The 24,485-nt window shown below is 67.1% G+C and carries 20 protein-coding genes; 8 read left to right on the top strand and 12 right to left on the bottom strand.

Going from position 1 to position 24,485, the window contains the following annotated elements:
* The first annotated feature begins 33 nt into the window (after positions 1 to 33).
* On the top strand, positions 34 to 1,380 hold the full coding sequence (locus ACQY68_RS07290) for an MFS transporter (protein WP_428152382.1): 1,347 nt from the start codon (positions 34 to 36) through the stop codon (positions 1,378 to 1,380).
* A gap of 2 nt (positions 1,381 to 1,382) precedes the next feature.
* On the top strand, positions 1,383 to 2,186 hold the full coding sequence (locus ACQY68_RS07285; protein ID WP_428152381.1) for an inositol monophosphatase family protein: 804 nt from the start codon (positions 1,383 to 1,385) through the stop codon (positions 2,184 to 2,186).
* Here ACQY68_RS07285 and ACQY68_RS07280 read toward each other — a convergent pair.
* Positions 2,183 to 4,243, bottom strand: a complete 2,061-nt coding sequence (locus ACQY68_RS07280; RefSeq protein WP_428152380.1) for a TonB-dependent receptor plug domain-containing protein — start codon at positions 4,241 to 4,243, stop codon at positions 2,183 to 2,185. The two genes, ACQY68_RS07285 and ACQY68_RS07280, sit on opposite strands and share 4 nt — an antisense overlap.
* A gap of 106 nt (positions 4,244 to 4,349) precedes the next feature.
* On the opposite strand from ACQY68_RS07280, the gene ACQY68_RS07275 reads away from it, so the two are divergent.
* The 3 genes from ACQY68_RS07275 to ACQY68_RS07265 are packed head-to-tail and all read left to right on the top strand — an operon-like array spanning position 4,350 to position 6,730.
* Positions 4,350 to 4,676, top strand: a complete 327-nt coding sequence (locus ACQY68_RS07275) for a PepSY domain-containing protein (protein WP_428152379.1) — start codon at positions 4,350 to 4,352, stop codon at positions 4,674 to 4,676.
* Entirely contained in the window at positions 4,677 to 5,339 is a 663-nt protein-coding gene (locus ACQY68_RS07270; protein WP_428152378.1) for a response regulator transcription factor, read from the top strand.
* The gene (locus ACQY68_RS07265; protein WP_428152377.1) at positions 5,336 to 6,730 is read left to right on the top strand and encodes a sensor histidine kinase; all 1,395 of its coding nucleotides are present in this window, start codon (positions 5,336 to 5,338) and stop codon (positions 6,728 to 6,730) included. Before ACQY68_RS07270 ends, ACQY68_RS07265 begins: the two co-directional genes overlap by 4 nt.
* Here ACQY68_RS07265 and ACQY68_RS07260 read toward each other — a convergent pair.
* From ACQY68_RS07260 to ACQY68_RS07240, 5 genes are all read right to left on the bottom strand, one after another.
* On the bottom strand, positions 6,684 to 7,784 hold the full coding sequence (locus ACQY68_RS07260) for a phytase (protein WP_428152376.1): 1,101 nt from the start codon (positions 7,782 to 7,784) through the stop codon (positions 6,684 to 6,686). The two genes, ACQY68_RS07265 and ACQY68_RS07260, sit on opposite strands and share 47 nt — an antisense overlap.
* Positions 7,785 to 7,876: 92 nt before the next feature.
* Positions 7,877 to 8,104, bottom strand: a complete 228-nt coding sequence (locus ACQY68_RS07255) for a hypothetical protein (protein WP_428152375.1) — start codon at positions 8,102 to 8,104, stop codon at positions 7,877 to 7,879.
* Between the two features lie 15 nt (positions 8,105 to 8,119).
* Positions 8,120 to 11,023 carry a TIGR03032 family protein gene (locus ACQY68_RS07250; RefSeq protein ID WP_428152374.1) on the bottom strand — a complete coding sequence of 968 codons (2,904 nt, stop codon included), beginning with the start codon at positions 11,021 to 11,023 and terminating at the stop codon, positions 8,120 to 8,122.
* A gap of 21 nt (positions 11,024 to 11,044) precedes the next feature.
* Complete coding sequence (locus tag ACQY68_RS07245; protein WP_428152373.1) at positions 11,045 to 12,607, bottom strand: IPTL-CTERM sorting domain-containing protein; 1,563 nt, start codon at positions 12,605 to 12,607, stop codon at positions 11,045 to 11,047.
* A 179-nt stretch (positions 12,608 to 12,786) separates the two neighbouring features.
* Positions 12,787 to 13,422 carry a class I SAM-dependent methyltransferase gene (locus tag ACQY68_RS07240; RefSeq protein WP_428152372.1) on the bottom strand — a complete coding sequence of 212 codons (636 nt, stop codon included), beginning with the start codon at positions 13,420 to 13,422 and terminating at the stop codon, positions 12,787 to 12,789.
* Positions 13,423 to 13,633: 211 nt separating this feature from the next.
* Here ACQY68_RS07240 and ACQY68_RS07235 point away from each other — a divergent pair, with 211 nt between their 5' ends.
* Complete coding sequence (locus ACQY68_RS07235) at positions 13,634 to 14,728, top strand: acyltransferase family protein (RefSeq protein WP_428152371.1); 1,095 nt, start codon at positions 13,634 to 13,636, stop codon at positions 14,726 to 14,728.
* A 31-nt stretch (positions 14,729 to 14,759) separates the two neighbouring features.
* Complete coding sequence (locus tag ACQY68_RS07230) at positions 14,760 to 16,226, top strand: exopolysaccharide biosynthesis polyprenyl glycosylphosphotransferase (RefSeq protein ID WP_428152370.1); 1,467 nt, start codon at positions 14,760 to 14,762, stop codon at positions 16,224 to 16,226.
* Here the strand turns inward: ACQY68_RS07230 and ACQY68_RS07225 are convergent.
* The 4 genes from ACQY68_RS07225 to ACQY68_RS07210 are packed head-to-tail and all read right to left on the bottom strand — an operon-like array spanning position 16,177 to position 21,003.
* The gene (locus ACQY68_RS07225) at positions 16,177 to 17,466 is read right to left on the bottom strand and encodes a hypothetical protein (protein WP_428152369.1); all 1,290 of its coding nucleotides are present in this window, start codon (positions 17,464 to 17,466) and stop codon (positions 16,177 to 16,179) included. The genes ACQY68_RS07230 and ACQY68_RS07225 overlap by 50 nt on opposite strands.
* Positions 17,463 to 18,224 carry a WecB/TagA/CpsF family glycosyltransferase gene (locus ACQY68_RS07220; RefSeq protein ID WP_428152368.1) on the bottom strand — a complete coding sequence of 254 codons (762 nt, stop codon included), beginning with the start codon at positions 18,222 to 18,224 and terminating at the stop codon, positions 17,463 to 17,465. Before ACQY68_RS07220 ends, ACQY68_RS07225 begins: the two co-directional genes overlap by 4 nt.
* Positions 18,221 to 18,943 (bottom strand): polysaccharide biosynthesis/export family protein, encoded by a 723-nt coding sequence (locus tag ACQY68_RS07215; protein WP_428152367.1) that lies wholly within the window; start codon positions 18,941 to 18,943, stop codon positions 18,221 to 18,223. The genes ACQY68_RS07220 and ACQY68_RS07215 overlap by 4 nt, the downstream gene beginning before the upstream one ends.
* Positions 18,934 to 21,003 (bottom strand): exopolysaccharide transport family protein, encoded by a 2,070-nt coding sequence (locus ACQY68_RS07210; RefSeq protein ID WP_428152366.1) that lies wholly within the window; start codon positions 21,001 to 21,003, stop codon positions 18,934 to 18,936. The genes ACQY68_RS07215 and ACQY68_RS07210 overlap by 10 nt, the downstream gene beginning before the upstream one ends.
* A gap of 96 nt (positions 21,004 to 21,099) precedes the next feature.
* On the opposite strand from ACQY68_RS07210, the gene ACQY68_RS07205 reads away from it, so the two are divergent.
* The gene (locus tag ACQY68_RS07205) at positions 21,100 to 22,419 is read left to right on the top strand and encodes a lipopolysaccharide biosynthesis protein (protein WP_428152365.1); all 1,320 of its coding nucleotides are present in this window, start codon (positions 21,100 to 21,102) and stop codon (positions 22,417 to 22,419) included.
* Here the strand turns inward: ACQY68_RS07205 and ACQY68_RS07200 are convergent.
* Both ACQY68_RS07200 and ACQY68_RS07195 read right to left on the bottom strand, forming a co-directional pair.
* Positions 22,408 to 23,292, bottom strand: coding sequence for an FkbM family methyltransferase (locus ACQY68_RS07200; RefSeq protein WP_428152364.1), 885 nt, complete (start codon positions 23,290 to 23,292; stop codon positions 22,408 to 22,410). The two genes, ACQY68_RS07205 and ACQY68_RS07200, sit on opposite strands and share 12 nt — an antisense overlap.
* Before the next feature lie 179 nt (positions 23,293 to 23,471).
* Positions 23,472 to 24,464, bottom strand: coding sequence for an NAD(P)H-dependent flavin oxidoreductase (locus ACQY68_RS07195; RefSeq protein ID WP_428152363.1), 993 nt, complete (start codon positions 24,462 to 24,464; stop codon positions 23,472 to 23,474).
* Positions 24,465 to 24,485 lie beyond the last annotated feature (21 nt).

Raw genomic sequence — 24,485 nt, 5'->3', positions numbered from 1 at the left:
GCCCGAAGCGGTCCCGCCAGCCGGGAGGGTTTGATGGCTCGAGGACTGCTAGGCTTTTTCGCCACCGGACCTGACCTGCCCGAGATGGTCGACAGGAGTCTGATCGACACCCTGTACCGACGCTACCGGTTGCGCGTGATGATCGCCATCACGGCGGGCTATGGCCTGATCTACATCTGCCGTCTGGCTCTGGGGGTCGTGAAAAAGCCGCTGATCGACCAGGGCGTCTTCACACCCTCCGAACTCGGCCTCATCGGCTCGGCGCTTTTCTGGACCTATGCGATCGGCAAGCTGACGAACGGCTTCTTCGCCGATCATGCCGACATTCGAAAGTTCATGACAGCGTCCTTCCTGCTGTCGGGCCTGTGCTGCATGCTGATGGGCACAGTCAATCTGGTCTGGTTCGCAGCCTTCGTCTGGGGGCTGAACGGCTGGTTCCAGAGCTTCGGCGCGCCCAGCGGCGTGGTCGCGATGACCTCCTGGTTCTCCAACCGGGAGCGGGGCCGGATGTACGGCATCTGGTCCACGGCTCACTCGATCGGCGAGGGCGCCACCTTCCTGATCGTCGGCGCCGTCGTCACCTGGATGGGCTGGCGCGCGGGCTTCTGGGTCCCCGGCCTGATCGGCGTCGCGGTCGCCTGCTTCGCCTGGATTCTGTTGCGTGACCGGCCACAGACCATGGGCCTGCCCGCCGTCGCGGATTGGCGCAACGACCACTACACCGGCCCGGTTCGTGTCGAGCAATCGACCGTGCTCAAGATCCAGCTTTCGATCCTGAAACTGCCCGCGATCTGGATTCTGGCGCTCTCCAGCGCCCTGATCTACGTGACCCGCTACGCCATCAACTCCTGGGGCGTGCTGTACCTCCAGGAGGCGCGTGGGCTGTCGCTGCCGACGGCCGCGTCGCTTCTGTTCGTGAGCACGCTCGCCGGAATCGGCGGAGCGATCGCGTACGGCTTCCTGTCGGACAAACTGTTCGCCACACGACGGCCGCCCGCCAACCTGCTGTTCGCGCTTCTGGAGCTGATCGGTCTGCTGTTGTTCTTCTTTGGCCCGACCTCCCTGCCGATGATGTATCTGGCGATGATCCTGTTCGGCCTGGGCATGACGGGGCTGGTGACCTCGCTGGGCGGCCTGTTCGCCGTCGATGTCGCGCCGAAACGAGCAGCCGGCGCGGTCATGGGTGTCATCGGAGTGTTCAGCTATATCGGCGCCGCGCTGCAGGAAAACGTCTCCGGCGCGATGATCGAAGCCCACATGACCACCGTCGGCGACGACAAGATTTATGATTTCGGCCCCGTGATCTGGGTCTGGATCGGGGCTTCGGTCCTTTCGATGCTGCTCGCCGCCAGCCTGTGGCGCACCCGCCTGAGAGACTGACGATGCTGAATCCTTCCGATGACCTCAAGGCCATGATCGAGGCCGCCAAGACCGCCGGCGCGGGCCTGGAAAAACGCTTCGGCCAGCTATCCGAACTGACCATCGAAACCAAGTCCGGCCCCGCCGACATGGTTTCGATCGCCGACCAGGAGGCCGAACAGACAACCCGCGCCATCCTGGCCCGCGCCCAGCCCAGCTATTCGTTCCTGGGCGAGGAAGGCGGCGTCAGCGGCGGTGCGGACGACGCTCAGCAATGGATCGTCGACCCCCTCGACGGCACGACCAACTTCCTGTTCGCCTGCCCTCTCTGGGGCGTGAACGTCGCTCTGGCGCGTGAAGGCAGGATCGTCGCCGGAGTCACCTACATCCCCGTGTTGAACGAGCTCTACGTCGCCGAAACCGGCAAGGGCTGCTGGCTGAACGGCCAGCGCGTCCATGTGTCGAAACGCGCGTCCCTGATCGAGTCCGTTCTGGCCTGCGGCATCCCCTTCTCGGGTAAGCCGGACCATGACGTCTTCGCCCGCGAGATGGCCTTGCTGAGCGGCGACGTCGCGGGCATCCGCCGCACGGGCGCCTGTGCGGTGGACATGGCCTGGGTCGCGGCCGGTCGCTGGGACGCCTACTGGGAGCGATGCCTGAACGCCTGGGACATGGGACCGGGCATCGTCCTGGTCGAGGAGGCCGGAGGCGTGGCCACGGGTGTCGACGGGGCCGCACTGGATATCCACGCCGGGAATGTCTGCGTCTCGAACGGCGCCGTCCAGGGTCCGCTGATCGAGCGCCTGAACCAGGCCCTGACTGCCTAACCCAAAGTCCGCCGGAACGTCAGGCTGACGAAGCCCGGCGTGACCCGGTCGCGCTGCTCGATCTTGTCCAGCGGCCGGGTCGATCGCGGCCCGTCATAGCGTTCGCGGCGCGTTGTGAAATCGCGACCGAACAGGTCGGTCGCCTCCAGCCGTGCCTGCCAGTGACCGCCGAAGCGTCGCTCGACGAAGGCGGTCCAGCCGATGGCTTCCGCCTGCCGTGACACTTCGTCGAACCGGTAGCGGGTCTTGTGCTCAGAGATATGCTCGATCTGCACGCCCCAGTTCATGGAGAGGGCCGGCAGGTCCTGGGTGACGAGAATGTCGCCGACGAACGGCTTCTCCTGAGAGATACGCCGGACCTCTCCGGTGATCGGGTCCACGACTTCGCTTTCATGCCACTGCAACGAGGTCTTCAGTCGACCTCTGCTGAAACCGAAGCGATCGAGCGGCGCCGACACGTCCAGCTGGACCACGTCCCTGCGACCGTCGCCGATATTGCCCGGCGCATCGAACACATCGGTCGAATTCGTCACCAGCACGCGGTCCACGACGTCGCTGATCTCGTCGTGGGTGAAGGTCAGCGTCGCCGAAGCGTCGCTCCACAAACGACGCTCCCAGGCCGCGACCAGACGCCAGGTCTTGTCCGGTTCCAGCGTGGCGTTGCCCGCCGTCACCTGATCGGTTTCCAGCGACGCGGTCGCGACGAAATCGGCGAAGGCGAGCTGACCCACCTCGCGTGAGATCGACAGCCTCAGCTGATCGTCGCTGGTCGCGTCCCAACGCAGGGAGAGCCTCGGTTTCACATAGGTGAAGGTGCGTTCCAGCGGCGTGTCGCCCATCTGGCTGATGGCCGATCTTTCGATCCGGATGTCACCCTTGATCAGCCAGGCGTCAGCCGGCGCCCAGGTGGCCCCGACGGACCCTTCGCCCCGACGCTCCTCGATCTGCACATCGGAACCCGGAAGCGACTGCACCGCGCCGTTCTCTTCCAGGCGAGCCTGGCTTTCGAGGAAGTTGAATGCGCCTTCCAGACCGAGGGTCAACGTCAGGTGATCAGAGCGCACATGGGTCAGGTCGATGCGGGCGATGCTTTCGCCTGTGTCGGTGTTCTGTTGAAACAGCTCGGCATCGTCATCGTCGCGCCCGCGTTCGACCTCATTCAGCCAGCCGAGTTGCTGGCTTGCCACCAGCTCCAGCCGGTCAGCGGCTCCGAACGGCCGGACATAGCGGGCGCCGACTTCGGTCTCGAGGAAGTCTTCATCCTCATCGACCCGCTCATGCCCGCGGAAGGGAGAGATGCCGACGATGTCCGTGTCGGTGCGCGCCTGCTCCCCTCGAAGCGCGCCGGTCGCGGTCAAGTCACCCCCGGCTAAGGGCTGACGCCAGGTGGCGCTGGAATCCGCCTTCGTCTTTACGGTCCGGGTGTCGAGCGCGCGTCGATCCGTCTCGCGCCCCTGGGGGCTGAGTCTGACGATCGTTCCCAGGCCTGAATCATCGTCCAATTCCGGTGACAGGCTGACGGCCAGCTCCAGCGAGCGGTCGCCCCAGCGACGTGCATACTCGGCTTGGCCCTGCGGTGCGGCCCAGCCGTCCGTCGCCAACACGCCCCCTGTCTGAAGCGCGGCCTCGACCGACGTATCGCGACGCCGGACGATGTTGGCGACGACCGCATGGCCGGCCATTTCGACGCCCGCTACACCACCGCGGATCAGCTCGATGCGATCCACGGAATCGGCGGGAATCCGCGCCAGAAGATCGGACAGGCTCTCGCGCTTGCTGGTCGGGCGGGCTCCATCGATCAGCACATTTCCCTGCGCCCCGTCGTAGCCGCGGACGTCCGCATTGGCTTCCACAATGGAGAAGCCGGGAACCCGCGCCAGCATGTCCCCCGCATTGGTCGGAGCCGCCGAGGCGAAGCTCGCGGCCTGATAGGTCGTGATGGGTTCCGACGGCGCGGACTGCGCCTGCGCCACGGCGGGCGATGCGGCAAGTATCAAGGCCGTTCCACAGGCGATGGACCACGGTCTGGACTGTCCGGGCGTCTGGGCGATGAACATGGTGGAGGCGATCCTGGAAGAGAACCTTTCCTAGGTGGTCCAGTCTGACGTCCGGGGTCTTGTCGCCGTCAGCGAAATGTCAGGCGCCGTGGTGGATCATCGCCCCATGAAAATCCTCCCTCCCCTGAAGGTCATCGCGCTGGGGCTCGTGCTGTTCGCCGGATCCGCCGCCACGCCGGTCCTGGCCAACCCGGGCGATGATGGTGATCACGAGGCCGCGCTCGCTGCGCTTCAGCGGGGCGAAATCCTGCCGCTGGGCCGCATCCTGTCGATCGTAGCCACGCGCGTGACCGGCGACGTCATCGATGTCGAGCTGGAGCGCCACCACGGTGTATGGCGCTACGAAGTGAAGGTTCTGACCTCGACGGGCCGCGTCAGGGAGGTCAAACTCAGAGCCCAGGACGGCGTCGTTCTGGAGATCGAGGACGACTGAATGCGCTGCCTCGTTGTCGAGGATGACCCCGATATCCAGGCGGACCTGAAACGCGCCATCGAGGCCGCGGGCTTCGTCGTGGATGTCAGTTCGGACGGCGACTCCGCCTGGTTCGCGGGCGATGTCGAGGACTATGCCGTCGCCGTGCTGGACCTTGGCCTCCCGCGGTTGGACGGCATCTCCGTGCTGCGGCGGTGGCGAGCGGCGGGACGCGCCTTTCCAGTCCTGATCGTGTCCGCGAGAGGCGACTGGACCGACAAGGTCGAGGGCATCGAGGCGGGCGCCGACGACTATCTCGCCAAGCCGTTCGAGATGGGCGAGTTGATCGCACGCCTGCGCGGGCTGATCCGGCGCGGCGCCGGCCGTTTGTCCACCGTCGTCTCGATCGGTCGACTGCGCCTGGACACGACGCGGATGTCGGCCTCGTTCAACGGCGTGCCGGCTCGCCTGTCTCCGCTCGAGTTTCGACTGCTGGACTACCTGGCACATCAGATCGGTCGTGCGGTCTCCGCCGGCGAACTGGCCGAACATCTATACGGCGCGGGCGACGCCAGCGACGCCAACGCCATCGAAGCCGTCGTCGCTCGCCTGCGCCGAAAGTTCGGCTCCGACCTCATCGCGACCCGGCGAGGGTTCGGCTACCTGTTGGAAGAAACGCCGTGATCACCCGCTCCCTGCGCTGGCGACTGCTGCTGGGCGGCGGCATCGCCATGCTGGCTGCGGTGCTGGTGGCCTGGCTCTTCATGACCGTGCTGTTCCAGCGCCATCTTGAGCGGCGGCTGACGCTGGAGCTCAGTCGCGACGCCACTCGCCTGACCGCCGGCCTGACCCAAAATGCAGACGCCTCGCTGGCGCTGGACGCCGAGCTGACCGATCCCCGGCTGAGCATACCGGCCGGCGGACTCTACTGGCAGGCGTCGACGCCGGCGACGGCGCTCCGATCACGATCTCTCTGGGACCAGACCCTTCCGGTCCCGGCTTCCGTTCCGGCCGACCGATGGGTTCTGAAACAGATCGCCGGCCCGTTCGACAAGCCCATCGTGGTCCTTCAGCGGTCTATCCGCCTGAACCCCAATGGACCGCCCGTCGTTGTACAGATCGCCGAGGACGCGGACGATATCGCCTCCGCGCAATCCGAGTTCGGGCGGGACCTTGCCATGTTCCTCGGCGGCCTCTGGCTGTTCCTCGCTGCGGCCTCAGTGACCCAGGTGCACCTGGGTCTGAGCCCCTTGCGGCGCATTCGCGAGGATCTCGCCGCCCTCCGGCCGAGCGCATCCGCCCGTCTGGCCAAACCCTGGCTGGAGGAGGTCCAGCCTCTGGCCGAGACCATCAATGCGCTGCTGTCGGCCAGCGAGGACGAACTCAGCCAGGCACGGGGTCGGGCGGCCGACCTGGCGCACGGGTTGAAGACCCCGCTGTCAGCCTTGCAGGCCCAGAGCCGGCGATTGCGAGAGACCGGAGACAGCCGGATCGCCGACCGCCTCGACCGCGCCATCGCCTCCGCCACCGCCACGGTCGAGCGGGAACTGGCGCGCAGCCGTGTCGCTGCGGTCCGTCGCGGAACCAGCGCCGTTCGCGAAGGGGTCGAGGATGTCCTGGGCGTCATCGAACAGACGACCCACGGTGAGCGCATCGCCTTCACCAACGACGTGCCGGAAGGCTTCAATGCCCCGATGGAGCAGGACGACCTGGCCGAACTGCTCGGGCCCCTGCTTGAAAACGCAGCGCGCTTCGCCCGACGTCAGGTCCTGGTGCGAGCGGGGCGAACCGGCTCGTCGCTGTGGGTGGCGATCGAGGACGACGGCCCCGGCATTGCGGCGGAGCACGAGGCGGAAGCGGTTCTGCGCGGCGCCCGGCTTGACGAAAGCGGTCAGGGCCATGGGCTCGGATTGGCCATCGCGCGCGACCTCGTCACGGCGTCGGGGGGCACGCTGACCCTGACGCGTTCGACCCTGGGCGGACTAAGGGCCGAGGTCGGCTGGACTGCCGACCTCGTCGCCCCCGCCGTCACAGACCCAGAGCGGCCCGGATCGCAGCCCAGTCTACGAGCTTGAAGTTCTGGCGTTCGCCAGTCGAGCCCGGGATTTCGTCGACGTCGTCCTGAACGACGATCAAACCCTGGGAATACGGCCCGACAGGACCCGCCAGTGCGGCGATGCCGTCGGTTCCGGTGACCGCGTCGATCCCGCCGCCCGACACGACCGAGAAACGCCCGCGATAGGTCGGTTGGCCGTCGACACGCCAGACGGCGAATGCGGAATCTCCCTGGCTCGAAGCGAACAGCCAGGTCTCGCCATTCTGCTTGAGCATGGCCAGGCCCTCGACATCGGGAACCAGCGCGGCGCTCGGCGCCTGGGCGATCGAAATGCGGCGCGAGCCCTGCGCCGGGTCGAGGGAATAGCGCCAGACGCCCCGCGCCTCTTCGCCGATATAGACGTAGCCCGTCTCATCATCGATGACGCAGCCCTCGGTCTGGCTGCCGACCGCATAGCGCTTCTGCTCGACGGCGGCGGGCGCTCCGTCCGCGCCGGCCGACACCGCGACCTGACGGACCTGACCGTCAGTGCCGTTGATCATGACGATGAACTGATCGCCGCGCTTTCCGACGCAAAGCCCGTAGGGCTCCTCAAGATCCACGGGAACGAGGCCCCAGTACCGGGTCTGGAGCGTGGTCGGGTCCATCAGGAACAGGGTGATGCCGAAACGGTCGGGGCTGCGGTCGCTGGCGGCGACGAGCACCTGGCTTCGTCCGCCGACCATGAAGCCGTCGCGCAGATCGACGTTGTTCGGGTTTCCACCCGCGAGGTTCTGCAGAACCGTTCCGTCCAGGCGATAGGAATAGAGGCCGGCCTTCTTGTCGGTGCCGAAGATGACGACGCGGGACGGATCGCGCGGGTCGACCCAGATCGCAGGGTCGTCAGCCGCATCGGCGTTCGCCGTTCCGACCGCGACAGTCTCGGCGGCCGCGAGCACGGGGGTGCCCGCGCCTACGGTCATCTCGCCCGCGTCCGATACATCGGTCTCTTCGCCGGTGAGCGGCGTCGCGCATGCGCCCGCGAACAAGGCCAGCGCGCTTACGCAGGCCAGGGAAAACCGGAAGTTCGACATATGAGCCCCTCTTGATTTACGGCGGCCATGCTTGGCGGCCCGATGAGCGGGACAATCGCCCTTTCGCGCTGACGGCGTCATCACTCGGTTCGTCAGTTCGTTGTCAGATAAGACCGGCGCGATCCCATGACATCGAGAATCCCGCCGCCGAACAGGATGTTCGGAATCGGCTGGAAATGTTGCGGGTATCGGCGGGCAGGTTTCAGATCGATGCCGACCGAAGACTCTCGGCGCCAAGATAGGTCGGCAACAAGCTGTTCTATAGCCCTTTCTCGCCCCCCCTTGGCGGAGACGAGCCTGCGCTGCGCCGACAGCGCCATGCCGAGCCGCCCAGCTTACCCGACCTGCGTCATCGCGTCGTCTGACAGGATGATCGAGTTGGCGACCAGATCGGATCCGGGCTCCTGAATGTCCGGCAAGCGAAGGTTCGGCAGCATCTGGACGTCGAAGATTTCTTGGATCTCGCCTTCGAACCTCATCCAGGCAAGGGTCGCGCCATCGCGTACGTCCACCACCCATATTCCACAGGCCCGATCTTCCGGCGCGAGGCGCTGGCCGAGCGGAATGTCGGCGAAGACGTCTTCCCGAACCTGGGACAGTCCAACGAACGCATAGGGGCCGTGGAAGGCCAGACCGCGAGCGAATCCCGGCAAGGCGGCGATCGTTTCACGCGCACCGGTGGCGAGATCGACTTTGCAGAGCTCGCCCCTGGCGCTTTCCAGAACCCACAGGCTTCCCAGATGAATCCGGGGCGAGTGAGGCATCGATAGCCCTTCGACCACGATCTGGTCGGTGCTGATATCGATGATGACGCCACCCGCCGACTTGTTGGCCCGCCAGCCCTCCGCGACGTCCGAAACGCCGAGCGCCGTTGCGTACCGGGGAGCGTCGTCGACCATGGCCAGACCATTCAGGTGGCAGCGATCCTCGGCAGCCAGCCTGCTCACGAAGGCCGGCCTCCATCGCGGTACGAAGCTGTGTTCGGCGTCGAGTGTGCAAAGCGTCGAGAACCGGGTGTTGACGACCCAGAGCTCATCGCGGCCGAACGCGATCTCGTGCACCCGTATGTCGCCGGTCACATGCATGTTGCGAGGCAGGAAACAGGCGTCGTGCCCGGGAGGGTGGAGACGCTCGGCCGCCGCTGGCGTGTTCCTGTAGTCCCAGATCTCCGAAAGCGAGGCGATCGCGAGCTTTGAGCCGTCAAACGCCATTCCCATCGGGCTGGCGAAGGCGCTGAAGTGCGTATTGAGACGCTCACCCTGCGCGCGGAGCAACACGACCCGTCCGCTCTGATAGGTCGATACCACAAGGGAGCCGCCGATCGCCGCGAGCAGTTCCGGGAAGTTGCTGGTGTGACTGCTGGCGAAGGGCTCGATCTTCACAGGCGCGGCAGGCGACGCGTTGATCAAAACGGCTTCGGCCGGCGGGACATCGCGTTGCCTGGGCTCGCGCGCGAAGAGACCCCTGGCACGCTCGGCGAGGTCCTGGACGCGAACGAGGGCAGGCTTCAGCTCCTCCGCCTGGCTCTTCCATTTGTCAGGCGACGGCGGCGTCAATGTCATCGACGAAGCCGGCAGCGGACCCTTCAAGGTCTGATCCCAGTCGAGATCCAGGAAGGTGCAGAGTCGCTCCATCTCGGCCTCGGGGGCCTCGACCAGCCGGTCGTAGCTTACGACGCACCAATCATCGGCCGGCAGCTCGGCAAGGTCGTCGAGCACGGTCTGTGTCGTGGCTCTCCATTGTTCGGCGACCAGGTGCGGCAAGGGTAGCTGACTCCACTCGCGCCACCCCTCGGGCAGAAGCAGGGACCACGGCCGTCCAGGCCAGTGTGGAAGCTGCGGATAGGTCACGAACCGCCCGGACCGCCACGCCTCCATCATACTGGCCAGCGTCGCCCGTTCGTCGCGGAACAGATAGACGAACCTGGCGTCTGGAAAGGCGGCCTTGAGAAACGGGATTCTGAGGCTGTTTTTCGGCGTCTTTTCCAAGAACCGGAACCGACCTTTGACGGGCGGTTTGCCGTCCCGGTCTCTGGCCTCGGCCACCCAGCGCTTCGCCAACGCCTCGACAGTCGATGGAGCCGCATCGCTCGCGTCCAGGCGATTTGACGACCATTCGCGAGACGCGGGATGCAGTACGTCGATGCCTTCGATCACGGCATGGCTTTCACCGCCGATCGTCATCAGCCCCCTCGCCCGTGCGAGCGTCTCGAACAGAAGGGACGATCCCGACCGGGGTGACGAGACGATGAAGACCGGCCTGTCGAAGCGTTCGGCCTCCTGGCTTGCGGGGGCCATCAGGTCGGTATTCAGCGCCGGCTGCAATACGATCTGGCGGAATACATTCGCTGGATCGAGCCCATTGGAAAGGGGGGCGAGTTTGGGCAGGCTCGCCAGCCTGTCCGAGGTGTCATGGATCAGATCGGCATATCGCCGCCAGCCACCCGGCCTGGGGCCCCAGCCCTCCCAGAGCAAAGCCCAAGCCGACAGGAAGCGGTCGATTTCCGGCGTCAAAATCCTCTCCTCGCCGTGCGCCGACAGGCCGTCTCGTATGATGTCAGACAGACTCGTCAGGCGTTGGGGATCCGCCACGACCGGCAAGGTCTGCGCTTCCGTTTCAAACACCGCATTGAGCAGCTGTCCGGGCTGGACGATCGGCGGATCGAGGGGCGCGAGCCAGCGCGGCGTTCCGTATGACCGGCCGGTCGAAATGAGTCTGTCGATCATCCCGGATCCCTCGGTGTCGATCACCAGATGAATACGTCGGGTTGGCGCGGGGTTGATCACATTGTGCAGATGCCAGGTATCGAAGATCCAGGCTTCGCCGGGCGCCATATGCAGTTGCGCATCCCCCACGACGAACAGGACGTCCGGCGTTGTAACGATGGGGATGTGGATCCGCATTCGCGTCTGCCAGTAGACGTTCAGGTCAACGTGCAGGGTCGCGTCTGCATCGCCGTCGATACGCATCAGGCGCGTGCGCCCGATCGGCGCGTCGAGAGCGGCGAGCACCTGCCGGAGATAGGGTCGCTCCGTAAGGTGCGACGTCGGGGCCATCGCGCCGCGAACGCCGTCGTTCAACGGGTCGCCGTTCAGGGCGACGAGCGGCAATGCGCTGTTGCCCGCGTGACCTTCCGGATGCGGCCGCCAAGCGGCCTCGGGGATCGCGGCGATCTCCGCGGCGAGCGCGTCGGCGTCGAACCGAATGTTGAGCTGAACAAACTCGGCCGAAAGGCGCATGCGGCGGCCGTCAGCCCGTGATCAGCGCGCGCGGCGGCGCAGGGTCGACAGTCCCGCCAGCCCGAGAAGCGCAGTCAGCATCATCATGGCCCATTCGCCGAGCGTCGGAACGGGTAGCGGCGCCTGGATCTCGACGGCGCCCATGTCGATGCGTCCGTTGGCAACCCGCGGATTGCCTGTCTGATCAACCGAGGGCGGGGCTGCGAACGCGGGGTCGCCGGCGTTCACCGACGGACCGGCTGCGGAAGGCATGCGCGTCTGGGTGAGGCCACCGTTGTTCGCGAAAACGCCGAGCTGGGGATCGACACCGGTCAGGTTATTGGCGCCCGTGAAGGTTGCGCCCGATGTGTTCTCGACGAGGCTGTAGTTGACGCTCAATGAGAGCGAGCCCGTGGAAATGTCCGGGCCAACTCCTCCGGCCGTGCCATCTGCCACGATCGAGTTGCGGACCGCGACCGCGAGCGGGCTTCCGCCGCCGTTGATATTGCCGCCGGCGCCGCCCGCTGTATTGCCCGCGATCGTGGTGTTCCCGATGGTGACGTTACCGGTGTCTGGGCCCCGGAAAGCCAATCCACCGCCATTGGTGGCGGCCGAGTTTCCGCTGATGGTGCTGTTCTGAAACACGACAGCCGAGTTTGTCTTGTAGAGGTAGACGCCGCCGCCCGCCCCGGAGGCGGTGCGGGCCTCATTGCCTCGAACAGTGACGCGATCGAAGGTCACTGCGCCAGCGTTCTTGTAGAGGAACAGGCCGCCCCCGCGATTGTTGGCGATGTTACCGGATACAGTCGTGTCTTGGATCAGGGTGGGAACATTCACCCTGTAGAGAGCCAGCCCGCCGCCGCGCCCGTTCGATGTGTTCCCGCTCACCACGGAGCGAGTGACGCTGACCGTGCCTGAGTTGATGTTGTAGAGGAACACCCCCCCGCCCCTGGTTGAGGCGGTGTTGCCGCTGATTTCCGTCAGATCGATGGAACCCGCTGCGTTGAAGAGAGACACACCGCCGCCCCTCGACCCGGTGTTGCCGGATATCGTGCTGCTGGTGATCGTCACGGAACCACCGTTCGCGCCGATCCCGCCGCCTCTTGCAGATCCAGACGCATTGCCCGTGATTCGGGAGTTCGAGATCGTCAGCGTTCCGCCGTTGCTGAACACGCCGCCGCCGCCGGCCCCCCCGGTCGCTCCGCCGGTGATTGTCACCCCGCTGATCGAAACGGCCGCGTTGTGAACATAGAAGACGCGGCTGGCGTTGTTGCCGCTGATCGCCAGCTGGGCCGCGCCCGGGCCTTGGATGAAGGCGTTGGTCGTAAGCGCGACCTGACCGGAAAGCACGATGGTCCCGCTCAATCCGTTCAGGAAAATGGTGTCGGTCCCCGCCCCCGCCGCGCAGTCGACCCAGACCTGCGAGTCGGTATTCGCGTTCGCCGCAGCTTCCAGCAGGCTGCACACGCCGTCATTCGCGGTCGTGCCGTTCAAGGTATTCACGGTGATGGACGCAGCCGTCGCCATCGAACCGAACGCCCAGGCCCCGCTGGCGATCGTCGCGCCAACGATCAGATTCCGCCGACCATCCACCACGCCTTGCATGCTCGCAGTCCCCCGTTCGCCTAATCTGTAGGCTTAACGGGCACTGTCCGCAAATACGGGCAGAAGCCGGCCCCGCTTCGAAATTTCCGGACGCGCGGTTCGGCTGATCACATGTCGTTGTGTTGAAAAGGCGTGGCGGACGCAGGCACAGGGCATGACAGAAGCGCTGGTGGCGTTGCTCAGCCGACGATCATCAGGTTGGTGATCAGGCCGGGGACATAGTCGAAGCGGTAGGTCTTCGCCTCGCTGAAACCCTGAAACTTCAGCCAGGCCTGGTCTGACAGGTAGTTGATGTCGATCCGTTCGCGGGCGGGCTGGAGGGGCCAGCCGAACTTCAGGACGTGGGGCTCCAGTCGGGTGGAAACGCAGGGGACGACGACGGCGAACCGCTTCGATATCCGGCGGATCTCGGAGACGACCTCGCAGAGGTGTTCCATCGGTTCGATGTGTTCAAGGACGCCGAAGCTGACGGCGAGGTCGTAGAGACCATCCGGGACGTCGATCTTCCCCGCGTCCGACTGGATAAATTGGAAGTTCGGCTGCTGGAGATCCACGTCGACGACGTCCACGCCGGTCAGGCGGTGCGGCGTGCCGGCGAGAGGACGGATGAAGTCCTTGCCCGAGCCGCAACCGATGTCGCAGATCGACAGGCCCGGCCCATCGAAGAAGTCGATGCCGAGGATGCGGCCCATGATCTCGATACGGCGGCGCTTGAGGCGCGTCGCCATGCCGGTGCGCCACCAGGCGGAGACCGCGTCGCGCCGGAGGCTTGGCGGCGCCTGGGTCTCTGCGAAGGTCTGGTCGATGTTCGCCACGGCGGGTCCTCGACTGCCCTGTGCAGCCATGACCGAAAACAACCATAAGTCGCTTTCCATACGGTAAATGCCGCCAACCCGCCCGTTGAGCAACCGACGCGACTGGTCAGCTTCTTCCTGTTTGGCGGCGCAGACAGACCGTTCGGGTCTCGGAACACATCCTCAACCTCTCTGATGCAACCTGTACGTGCGAACCCTGAAAGGCGCACCCATGACCGCATCGATCGCCGCCGCCCCGCCGCGCACCGAACTCGTCTCGATCCAGTACCTGCGCGCGGTCGCCGCGCTGGGGGTGGTCGTCTGGCATGCCCAGGGCCAGGTCGGCCTGCCCAACACCCAGGTCCTGCAGGCGGGGATCGAGATTTTCTTCGTCATCTCGGGCTATGTCATGTGGCTGATCCTCGGTCAGCGGCCGGTTTCGCCGATGGTCTTCCTGCAGAAGCGGTTCACCCGGGTCGTGCCGCTCTACTGGCTGCTGACGACATTGATGGTCGGACTGCTGATCGTCTCGCCGCAGCTGTTGCAGAGCACGCGGTTCGATTTGCCGCACATCGTGTCGTCCTACCTGTTCGTCGCCTGGCCCAATCCCGTCGAGGGCGTCGGTCTGAAACCCGTCATGATCCCGGGCTGGACCCTGAACTACGAGATGGCCTTCTACGTCCTCCTCGCCGTCGGACTGGCGATGAAGAGCACGTGGCGGGCAGGCTTCGTGGTCGGCGTGCTACTCCTGCTGGCGGCGGCGTCCGTCTTGCCCCTGCCGCCGATCGCCCACTTCTACGCCTCTCCCTTCATGGCCGAGATCGCCTTCGGCGTGATGCTGGCCATGGTGATGCCGAGGATCCCGCGGGCCTGGCTGAACCATGGCGGCTGGGTCTTCGGGCTGGGCCTTGCCTTGTTGATCCTGGGCGGTGCGGTGATCGATGCGAACGCGAGCGGAAGGCTGATCCTGTTTGCCCTGCCGGTCGTCCTGATCGTCGCCGGTCTGGTCGCCGTGGAGCAGACCGGACGGCTTCCCTCGATCGTTGCGCTGAAGGCCGTCGGCGACGCTTCCTACCCGCTCTACATGATCCACCCGGTCCTGCTGTCGGCCATGGCGCAGGCCATACGTCTGACCGGGATCGACATCTCGCCCTGGCTCTACGTCGCCGGCTCCATCGTGGTGACCTCGGTCGTCGGCTGGTTCGCCCATGTGACGCTGGAGCGGCCCCTGATCGCCGCCTTCAAGCCCCGGCCGCGCAAGCCCCGCGCCGCCCTCCCCACCACGTCGCCCGCACTGGCGACCGTTGTCGACGACGTTCGCCCGTGACCCTCTTCCGTCGCCTGCAAGAGTTCGACCTGTGACGATCCAGACCCTCTCCGACCCGTCGGTCTCGACCGAGCGACGGCGCAAGCCGCGCCGCGAGATCGCCCCGTCGACGCCGTTTGTTCGCGTCTCCATGGGCATGATGAACCGGATGGTCGGCGTGGCTGACGCGACCGTCATCCTGGGCGTCGCTATGACCTTCCACTATCTCGACATCGCCGGGCCGCCGCCGCTGTCCATCTGGCAGACGGTGATCGCGGGCTTGGTCGGCGCCGTCGTCTTCGGGGCGTCGCTGGCGACCTGGGGCGGCTACCGCGTCGAACGGTATCGCGGCGTTCGCAACCAGGCCATCGACGTGATCGTGGGCGTCGCCCTGGCGGCGCTGGCGAACCGCGCCGTGGTCTGGGCCTTCGAGCCGACCGTGCTGACCGCCAACCTGTGGCTGTCGCTGTGGCTGTTGGCCGTGCTGCTCGGTCTGGGCGCCGGGCGTCTGGCCTGCGCCCGCGTGGTCAACGCCCTGTGGACGCGCGGTTCGCTGAGGCGCCGGGTCGCCGTCGTCGGCGCGACCCTGATGGCCGGCGATCTGATCCGCCGCATCCGGCGCGAGGAATGGCACCGCGACCTCGAACTCGTCGGCCTGTTCGACGATCGGGCGCCGGGCGTGGCGGGAACCGTCGAGGATCTGCGTCGCCTCGCCCAGACCCGTCGCGTCGACCTGATCGTCCTGGCCCTGCCCTGGAGCCGGTCGGAGGATATCTTCGCGCTCGGCGACCGGCTGCAGTGGATCTCGGCCGACGTGGTCGCGCCCCTCGAACGGCCGGGCTTCCTGTCGCGATCCAGCGCTCTGACCGAGGTCGCCGGCATCCCCGCCTTGCAACTGACCCGCCATCCCTTCCGAGGCACGCAAGGGCTGGTGAAACAGGCGCAGGACTACGTCGTGGCCGCCTGCGCCATAATCCTGACCGCGCCGCTGATGGCCGTGGCGGCGACGGCTCTCGCCCTGTCGGGAGGGGGTCCGGTACTGTTTCGTCAGGATCGGATCGGCTTCAACGGGCGGCCTTTCTCGATCTACAAGCTGCGCACCATGACGGTCGATGCGACCGACGACGGCGCGGGGGGGCAGGTCCGCGGCAATCCCCGGGTGACGAAGATCGGCGCCCTCCTTCGGCGCACCTCGATCGACGAACTGCCCCAGTTACTGAACGTGCTGAAGGGCGAGATGTCGATCGTCGGACCCCGCCCCCACGTCGCCGGAATGCGCATCGGATCGGACCCCTACGCCGAGGCGGTGCGCACCTATGCGGCCCGTCACCAGATCAAGCCGGGCATCACCGGCTGGGCCCAGATCAACGGCATGCGCGGCGGCATCGATACGCTGGAGAAGGCCGAGCGAGGGGTGGAACTGGACCTCGACTACATGCGCAACTGGTCGCTGCAACTGGACCTGAGCATCATGGTGCGGACGGTGACGCGGCACCTGGTCGGGCCTGAGGTGTTCTGAGCCACCACGCCAGGGCCAGCACCGTCGCCAGTTCTCCGGGGGACAGCACCACCGAGACCACGGGCGAGACGACCAGCAGGAAGATCGAATAGTCGAACACGGCACGGGCCGCCAACCCTCCGCTTCGCGCCGCCTGCCCGGCCAACCGGATCGCATACAGATGCAGCGCGAGCATGAGGCCCGCGCCGATCAGTCCGTACTCGAACACCACCCCCAGCCAGCCGAGGTCGGACGGGAAGAAGAAGGGGGTGCCGACGATATCGCCAAGGGTCACGTCACCGACCCGGGTCGCGCTGCCGACGCCGGTGATCCAGCGCAAGGGCTGGTCGTTGAGGAAACGTAGCGCGGCCTCGGCCTCGATCTGGCGCATGCTGAGCGAGCCGCCCAGACTGTCCGCCGCATTCTGCCCCAGCCACAAACTCACCGGCAGGGCGGCCGCGATGACGACGGAGACGGCGGCCATCATCGCCGGCCCTTGCCAGCGCCGCAGGCTCAGCATGGCGCCCACGCCGAGCACAGCGACCGTGCCGCCGATCTGGGCCCGCTGCTTGTACATCATGACCATGCAGACGAGACCGATCCCGATCAGCAACGCCTTCCACACCGCCGGGCGGCCCCAGAACGACCGGTTGATCAGGAACAGGGCCATGACGCCGAACATGGTCGGGACGTTGATGCGGCGACCGCGCTCCAGATCGGTAAGGAAGATCTTGGTGTCCTCGATCCCCTGATGAAACAGGGACTCCGGCGCGAACAGCCAGGCGCCGACGAGGAAGCCGAACGTCAGCCCTGCCAGCACGAGGATCGCCCGCGCCAGATCGTCCGGCGTCGGACGCACCATCCACAGCATGGCCGCGGCGCCGAGCGCGCCGGTCAGGGGCCAGATCTTGGCGCTGGAGGCCACCGCGCCGACCACATCGTTCCCGAGCTGGGTTACCCCGATAAAGGGCGTCACCCCGAGCAACCAGGCGCAGATCGCCAGGACCAGCGGCTGGTACGGCGGGTTCAGCCGCCATGCCGCGATCAGGGTCAGGGGCGCGGTCAGCAGGGGCCAGACCTTGGCCAGCAGATAGAAGGCCTTGGCGTCCACCACATAGAAAAGCAGTCCGCCGAACATCGGCAATGTCAGGACCAGGATCAGGACGCGCCAGACCGTGATGTCCGAAACCGCAGGCGCTCCGCTATGCGCGCGAGCCGGCGTCCCGACGCGAAGGATGCGCCCTCGCGTCGCGGCGGTCATGCCGGGCGCCGGTCGGTCCGCAGCCGCTCCACCAGGGCGATCCACAGGATCGGCGCGGACTCGATGAACACCCGGCGGAAATGCCCGGCCGGGTTCAGCGCCAGCCGCCAGGCCCACTCCAGACTGGCTTCGCGCATCCATCGCGGCGCCCGACGGATACGGCCGGTCAGGAAGTTCAGCGCGCTGCCGACGCACAGACCGACGCCGGTGACGTCCGGCATGTCCGACAGGCGGCGCGCGAGGTCCTCCGACTGCGGAGCGCCGGCGATCAGGAAGACGTAGCGGGCGGGATGGGCCCGGACGAAGGCGAGACATTGCTCGACCTCCGCCGGATCGCGCCAGAAGCCAAACGAGGGAGTGAACCGGGCGACGGACCGAATACCGAAACGACGTCGCAGGGCGGCCTCGACCTCGGCATCGCCGCCGATCAGGGTCAGGGTCGCATCGGCCGGGACGCCGCCTTGAAACAGTCGCTCGACGAGGTCGCTGCCGGCCGCGACCGGCAGATCGCTGCGGAACAGATGACGCGACAGGAGGCGCAGGATGCGGCTGTCGTTGAGCACCATCCACGCTCTGGCTTGCGGGCCCGCGAAACGCAGGTCGCCGGAGCGCGCGGCCACGACATGCTGCGCATTCGGGGTCACGACGAAGGCAAAGGGGGCGGTCGGATCGCGGGCGACGATCTCTCCGACCGCCTTTTCCAGGTCCAGCGGGGTGAAGTCCACGCCGAGGAACCGGCGACGCGGGAAGGCGCTCATGGCACCGCTCCATAGGTGTTGGTGTAGGAGATCGACCGGCTGAACGGCAGCAGCCGGTTGACGTACTGGTCGATCCACAGGTCGACCTCGGCGATGCGGCTGCGCGGGACGAAGACGATGTCTTCCGAGGCGAGGGCGATGCCGCTGTCTGCGCCGCCGCTTTCGACGAACCGACGCAGGTCGATGGTGCGCAACATGGCCGGAACGCCAGGCCGCTGTCGGATGACGACGACCTGATCCATCCGGCTCTCCGGCGAGAACCCGCCGGCCAGCATGATCGCTTCCAGGGTCGAGGCGCGGGCCGACAGAGGGTAGACCCCGGGTCGTTGCACCGCCCCGCCCACGATAATCCGCGCCGACCGGGCCTCGGTCACCGACAGGCTGACGATCGGCTGGCGCAGGCGAAGGGCCGAGGCCTCGCGCACTGTCCGCTCCAGTTCGGACGGTGTCAGGTTCTGCGCCGCCAGCCGACCGGCGACGCGCAGGCTGACGAAACCGTCCGGCTCGACCACGGCGTCCTGGGTCAGTTCGGGAGTCAGCAGATAGTCGACCTTCAGCCGGTCGCCGACGCCGAGACGATAGGCTGGCGCCGCGTCGCTCCACGGGGCGAACCTGTGCGGCTCGCGCTCGCGCGGGCTGATCGACTGGGTCGTACCGCAGGCCGTCAGAATAAGGGCGAGGCCGACGACAGCCAGTCGGCGGATCAAGGTCAGAACCATCGGTAGAGCGCCTCCGGAACATAGCGACGCCGGCCGGTCAGCACAAAGCCCAGCAGATCACCACCGGACGCCAGAACGACCTCGCGCATCCGCCGCGCCGCCGGTTCTCGGGTCGATTCGGCTTGCAGGATCAGGATGTTGGCGTCGGCCAGGCCGTACAGACGCCGCACCTCGGGCGCCTCGAAATCGCGGGACGCCACCACAACGACGCGGCCGAAGGCGCCCCGCATCAGGTCGAGGAAGGCCCGCGCCTCCTCTGCCGTCGCAGCGGGTTCGCCCAGCGGCGTTTCGGTCGGATTGACGGCGGCCCAGAGGCCGGGCGACGACGACTGAGCGACATCCAGATGGGTCGATCCGGCGGGCAATCTCTGGACTGCGCCGGCGGCCTTCTTGCGGTAATGGTCGGCGGCGTCGAGGTCGATCAGCAGGACGGAGCCTTCGCCGCGCGCCGCCATGGCCTGGGCCACGCCGAGCGCCAGCCGGCTCTTGCCCGGCGCGCTGTCGCCCACGAATTGGACGACCTGCAGCGGCCGCCCGTCCACGACGACGTCCAGCAACAGACCCGCCAGACGTGCGATCGCCGCGCGCCCTTCCCCCGACCGCGGATCGGCGGCGGCGGCGTCGATCGTCATCAGGGCGTCGAGCCCGAGCGAACTCTCCGCCTCTCCGGGCGCGATGAAGACCTGTCGCATCGCCGTGCCCGCCGCTGCCGTCGCAACCGCCAGGGCGAGGCCGAGCGCGCCGCCGGCCAGAATCAGGGTCGGTCGCAGGTCGCGTCCGGTCTGCGGCGCGGTCGGCGGCTGGACGATACGGACCGTGGTGTTGCTGTCGTCGACGGCTTGATCCTCCAGGGCGGCTCCGGCGCGACCGATCAGCAGGCTGCGATGGATGGTCTCGGACGCCGAGCGGCTGCGCTCCAGATCGTGCAGCCGCATCTCGGCGTCGCGCAGGTCCGCCACCCGCGCCCGCGCCGCCGCCAGCTGGGTCGCGAGTTCCGCCGACTGACGCTGCAACGAAGCCAGCTCGATCCCGAGCGAGGCGCGACGTGTCACCAGCAGGTCGACGACCGGGTTGCGTATGGTCCGGTCGCTGGAGCGGATGTCCTGGGCGTTCTCGACGATCTGGGCCTGGGCGGCGGCGATACGGGCGTCGATCTCGGCAAGGCCCGGCCAGTCCTCGTTGTACTGTTCGACGATGTGCGCCCGGTCCTGACGCAGCCGCAGCAGGGTATTGCGCGCCTCGTCGTTGGGCGTGGAGTTGGTGCGCTCCTGGCTGTCCAGCACCCGCTCCTGCGTCGAGGCCAGCTGACGGCCGACGGCGGCCAGTTCGGCGGCCACCGCGCCGCGCCGCTCCTGCGCCTGACCCGCGCGCTGGATCAGGGCCTCAAGCCGGTCGGAGGCCAGGCCGACGTCCTTGTCGATGTCGAGGACGTCATGGTCGGTGCGGATCCGCTGGATCTCGCTTTCGGTATCGTTCAGGGCGCGGTCGTAACGGGCGATCTCCCCGTCCTGACGCTCGCGCGAGGCGTTGACATAGAGCTCCGCCCGGCGGTCGGCGTAGGCGTCGATGACGGCCTGGACGGCGGTCAGGGCGTGGTCGCGATCCTCATCGGCGAAGGCGATGCGCATGACGTTGGAGCCCGTCTCGATCTCGACCTTCAGCGCCTTTGCGAAGGCGGCCATCGCCTTGGGATTCGGCGCCCCGCCGCCCCGCTCCTCGGCCAGACGCGTCATGGCCGCCTGGATCACCGGGTCGCTGCGAACGATCTGGACCTCGGACTCGAGGGCGCGCGCGACCGCCTCGCCGCCCTGAAACACCTGGGGCCCGTTCAGCCCCTCCTGCGCCGCCTCGGTCGCACCGATCCGCAGCAGGACAAGGCTCTCGGCCGTGAACTTGGGCGGCGTGAACAGGGCCGCACCGACCCCTACCGCCAGCCCAAGGATCAGACAGGCCAGAATCGCTTTTTGATTGTAGAAGACATGCACCATCGCATCGCGCATCGACAGCAGGCCGCGCGGCGTGGACGGCACTTCAGCAACGCTCTGAACGACAAGGGTCAACGCCGACCTCGACTCGCCGCCGTGACAGACGACCGCAATACACCTTTGGGTAGCATGTGATTGGTAAACGAGATGCGACCGCGTCCCGGAGCCCGCATGCCGTTCGACCTGCCGCCCGCCTCGACTGCAAAGATCGCGCGACCTGACCTGTCCGCCTGGCTGGGGCGCATCCGGGGGATGTCGGTGTCGCTGGGGGCGCGAGGTCTGGAGGCGGCGGCCAAGTTCTGTCTCTATGCCCTGGCGGCGCGCGAACTGGGCGGGCACGACGCGGGCCGGTTCTTCCTTGCACTCGGCGTGATCCAGATCGTCTCGACGGTCGCCCGTCTGGGAATGGAGAAGCCCGTGACGCGCCATGTCGCCGCCGAACTCGCGGTCGGCGATGTCCGGGCGGCGCGCAAGGCGGCCGTGACCTCCGGCGGGGCGATCCTGATCGCCAGCACCGTCGCCGGCCTGCTGCTTGCCATTGCCGCGCCGTTCGTGGCCCGTCACTGGACGGGTCAGGCGGACATGGCCCTGCCTCTGATGCTGGCCGCCCTGATCGTCCCGATCCAGAACCTGGCCTTCGCGGTCGCCTATATCCTGATCGGACTGGAACGCGGGGCGGCGGGTCAGATGGTGATGAACGCCCTGCCGCCCGTCCTGTCTCTCGCCGCCCTCTGTCTCGGTGCGGACAGTCTGGACCGGCTTTTGATCGCCTATGCGGGATCGTTCGGCATCTGCGCCCTGCTCGGCGCCGGTCTGGTGTTGACGACGCGCTGGTCGCGCCGCCATCCGCACACAGACCCGACGGTCCCCCTGCCCGGCCTGTGGCGGGGCGCGCGACGGCTGATGGTCGTCGATGTCAGCCAGGCGGCCCTGATCACCATCCCCGTTCTCGTACTCGGCGCCTTCGCCGCGCCGGACGCGGTGAGCGTGTTCTCATTGTGCAACCGCCTGTCGATGCTGGTCACCATCGTGGTGTTGAGCCTCGGCGCGATGTCGGCGCCGCATTTCGCCCGGCACCATCGGCTGGCGGACTGGACGGCCCTGCGTGCCGCCGCCATCGACAACCGGCGCGTGACGGTCGCCCTCTGCCTGCCCCTGATCGTCGCCCTGGGTCTCGGAGCCGGGCCGCTGCTGGGTTTGCTGAACGTCCCGACAGCCCAGGGAACTCCGGTTCTACTGATCCTGCTGGCGGGTCAGTTGGCCTACTGTCTGTTCCCGTCGCGCGATCTTCTGCTGGCCATGGCCGGGGAAGAGCGGATCCTGCGCCGGATCAGCCTCATCCAGCTGGTGTTCTGCCTCGCCCTCTGCGTGGCCCTGACCCCGCCTTTCGGCGCCGTCGGCGCCGCCCTGGCCAGCACCTGCATCTGGATCGGCGGAGCGCTTGCGGTCAACGGCGCCGCCCGCCGCCGCCTGCCTCAGCTAGGCCTCTGACGCGAAGGGCGCCGACCGGTCCGCATGGACGGCGATGACGTTGCAGAACTCGGTCGGGGCGCTCTGGATCGGCACGAAGGCATCTCCGACCAGGCGATGGAATCGGTAGCCGACCTCGGCCAGCATGTCCCAGGTTTCGGTCGCCGAAGCGTCCGTATCACCGCCGGCGTTGATGTGGGCATTGCACTCGAAGATGACCGCGGGCCGAAACTTCGCCAGCATCCGTCGCGCGCCCGCGATCACCAGAGGCTCCGCGCCCTCCACGTCGATCTTGATCAGATCGACGCGCTTCAGACTGCGGCGTTCGATCAGACTGTCGAGCGTCAGGGTCTCGACCGTCTCCCCCTCCTCGGCGCGCGCATTGGCGATCAGGGAAAAGGCCTGGGGGTCGTTGCCCAGCGGGATGTGATGCAGCACCGCCTCGCCGGCCTTGTCCGACGCCGCGACCTTCATCGGCTCGGCCCAGGCGAAGGCGTTCAGGGCGAGGTTGGACTGAAGATGGCCATAGGCCTCGGCCCCCGGCTCCAGCGCCAGCACCCGGCCAGAGGAGCCGACAAGACGCGCGGCCTTCAGCGCATACAGGCCGACATTGGCCCCGACATCGATGAAGACATCGCCCGGCGACAGCAAGCGCTGCAACTGACGCAGCTCCGGCTCCACCCAGTCGCGCAAAAGGAAGGCGGTGATGGTGGTGTATCGCAGGTCCGCCGGCGCGCGCATCCGTTCGCGCCCGTCGCGGGTCAGGTGGAAGGTCGGATTGCGCCCGACCGAACTTGCGGCCGTCAGCCAGGCTGCGCGGGACAGAACGCTGACGGGTTCGGCCTTGAAGGCCGGCTGGGCGGCCAGTTTGCGCAAGCGTCGGATCAAGGTCATCGCAGTCTCCAGTGCGATGCTTACCTTAAAGTCGTGCCGTTAACTTTAGGTTGTGCTCGACCACCGGGCCGGGTGTTCCCTGCGCCGGCGAGACAACCCCCTCGCCCCCAGCGCCAACCGCCATGTGATTCTCGACGCGGCCGACGATCCAGTTTCGCTCTCCGCCTCGCCCGCTCCGGTCAGCGCGACGGGGCGCCCGTCAGCCGGGCCTTCGCCGCCGCGTACTCCCCGGCCATCTTGTCGACGAAGGCCGCGGTCGACCGGACCGATTTGATCGGCCCGATGCCTTGGCCGCAGCCCCAGATGTCGCGCCACGCCTTCTTGTCCATGCCGCCGCCCGAACCGAAGTCCATCGCGCTGGCGTCCGAGGCCGCCAGATTGTCCGGATCCAGCCCGGCCGCCACGATCGACGGGCGCAGATAGTTGCCGTGCACCCCTGTGAACAGGTTCGAATAGACGATGTCGTCGGCGCCGCCGTCGACGATGGCCTGCTTGTAGCCGGTCCTCGCGTTCGCCTCCTCGGTGGCGATGAAGGCCGAGCCGACGTAGCCGAAGTCGGCGCCCATCGCCTGGGCCGCCAGCACCGCTTCGCCGGTGGCGATCGAACCTGACAACGCCAGCGGCCCGTCGAACCAGGCGCGGGTTTCCTGAACCAGGGCGAATGGCGACTGAACACCGGCATGGCCGCCGGCCCCGGTGGCCACCGCGATCAGACCGTCGGCGCCCTTCTCGACCGCCTTGCGGGCGAAGGTCTGGTTTATGATGTCGTGGAAGACCACGCCGCCATAGGCGTGCACGGCCGCATTCAGGTCCTGCCGCGCGCCCAGCGAGGTGATCACCATCGGCACGCGGTATTTGACGCAGAGTTCCAGATCCTGGTCGAGCCGGTCGTTGGACTTGTGAACGATCTGGTTGACGGCGAACGGCGCCGACGGCTGGTCAGGATGATCGCGGTCCCAGGCCGCCAGCGTCTCGGTGATCTCGTGGAGCCATTCGTCAAGCAGGGTCGCCGGCCGCGCGTTCAACGCCGGAAACGATCCCACGACGCCGGCCTGGCACTGGGCGATGACCAGCTTCGGACCCGAGATGATGAACAGGGGCGCCGCAATCACCGGAATCCGCAGTGTGCGCTTCAGCCGGGCCATAAGAGCCTGTGTCGCTTCGCTCGTCATGGCTGGCCCCCACCGCAGATC

Source organism: Brevundimonas sp. (genome assembly GCF_965278935.1).
Classification (GTDB): Bacteria; Pseudomonadota; Alphaproteobacteria; order Caulobacterales; family Caulobacteraceae; genus Brevundimonas.
This window is presented reverse-complemented; position numbering and strand designations above follow the sequence as displayed.

Coding starts and splice junctions, on each gene's coding strand:
- ACQY68_RS07205 (WP_428152365.1), top strand. CDS start 21,100: ATGCCGTTCGACCTGCCGCCCGCCTCGACTGCAAAGATCGCGCGACCT.
- ACQY68_RS07220 (WP_428152368.1), bottom strand. CDS start 18,224: ATGAGCGCCTTCCCGCGTCGCCGGTTCCTCGGCGTGGACTTCACCCCG.
- ACQY68_RS07235 (WP_428152371.1), top strand. CDS start 13,634: ATGACCGCATCGATCGCCGCCGCCCCGCCGCGCACCGAACTCGTCTCG.
- ACQY68_RS07290 (WP_428152382.1), top strand. CDS start 34: ATGGCTCGAGGACTGCTAGGCTTTTTCGCCACCGGACCTGACCTGCCC.
- ACQY68_RS07275 (WP_428152379.1), top strand. CDS start 4,350: ATGAAAATCCTCCCTCCCCTGAAGGTCATCGCGCTGGGGCTCGTGCTG.
- ACQY68_RS07260 (WP_428152376.1), bottom strand. CDS start 7,784: ATGTCGAACTTCCGGTTTTCCCTGGCCTGCGTAAGCGCGCTGGCCTTG.
- ACQY68_RS07225 (WP_428152369.1), bottom strand. CDS start 17,466: ATGACCGCCGCGACGCGAGGGCGCATCCTTCGCGTCGGGACGCCGGCT.
- ACQY68_RS07280 (WP_428152380.1), bottom strand. CDS start 4,243: ATGTTCATCGCCCAGACGCCCGGACAGTCCAGACCGTGGTCCATCGCC.
- ACQY68_RS07200 (WP_428152364.1), bottom strand. CDS start 23,292: ATGACCTTGATCCGACGCTTGCGCAAACTGGCCGCCCAGCCGGCCTTC.
- ACQY68_RS07215 (WP_428152367.1), bottom strand. CDS start 18,943: ATGGTTCTGACCTTGATCCGCCGACTGGCTGTCGTCGGCCTCGCCCTT.
- ACQY68_RS07195 (WP_428152363.1), bottom strand. CDS start 24,464: ATGACGAGCGAAGCGACACAGGCTCTTATGGCCCGGCTGAAGCGCACA.
- ACQY68_RS07270 (WP_428152378.1), top strand. CDS start 4,677: ATGCGCTGCCTCGTTGTCGAGGATGACCCCGATATCCAGGCGGACCTG.
- ACQY68_RS07245 (WP_428152373.1), bottom strand. CDS start 12,607: ATGCAAGGCGTGGTGGATGGTCGGCGGAATCTGATCGTTGGCGCGACG.
- ACQY68_RS07285 (WP_428152381.1), top strand. CDS start 1,383: ATGCTGAATCCTTCCGATGACCTCAAGGCCATGATCGAGGCCGCCAAG.
- ACQY68_RS07255 (WP_428152375.1), bottom strand. CDS start 8,104: ATGGCGCTGTCGGCGCAGCGCAGGCTCGTCTCCGCCAAGGGGGGGCGA.
- ACQY68_RS07250 (WP_428152374.1), bottom strand. CDS start 11,023: ATGCGCCTTTCGGCCGAGTTTGTTCAGCTCAACATTCGGTTCGACGCC.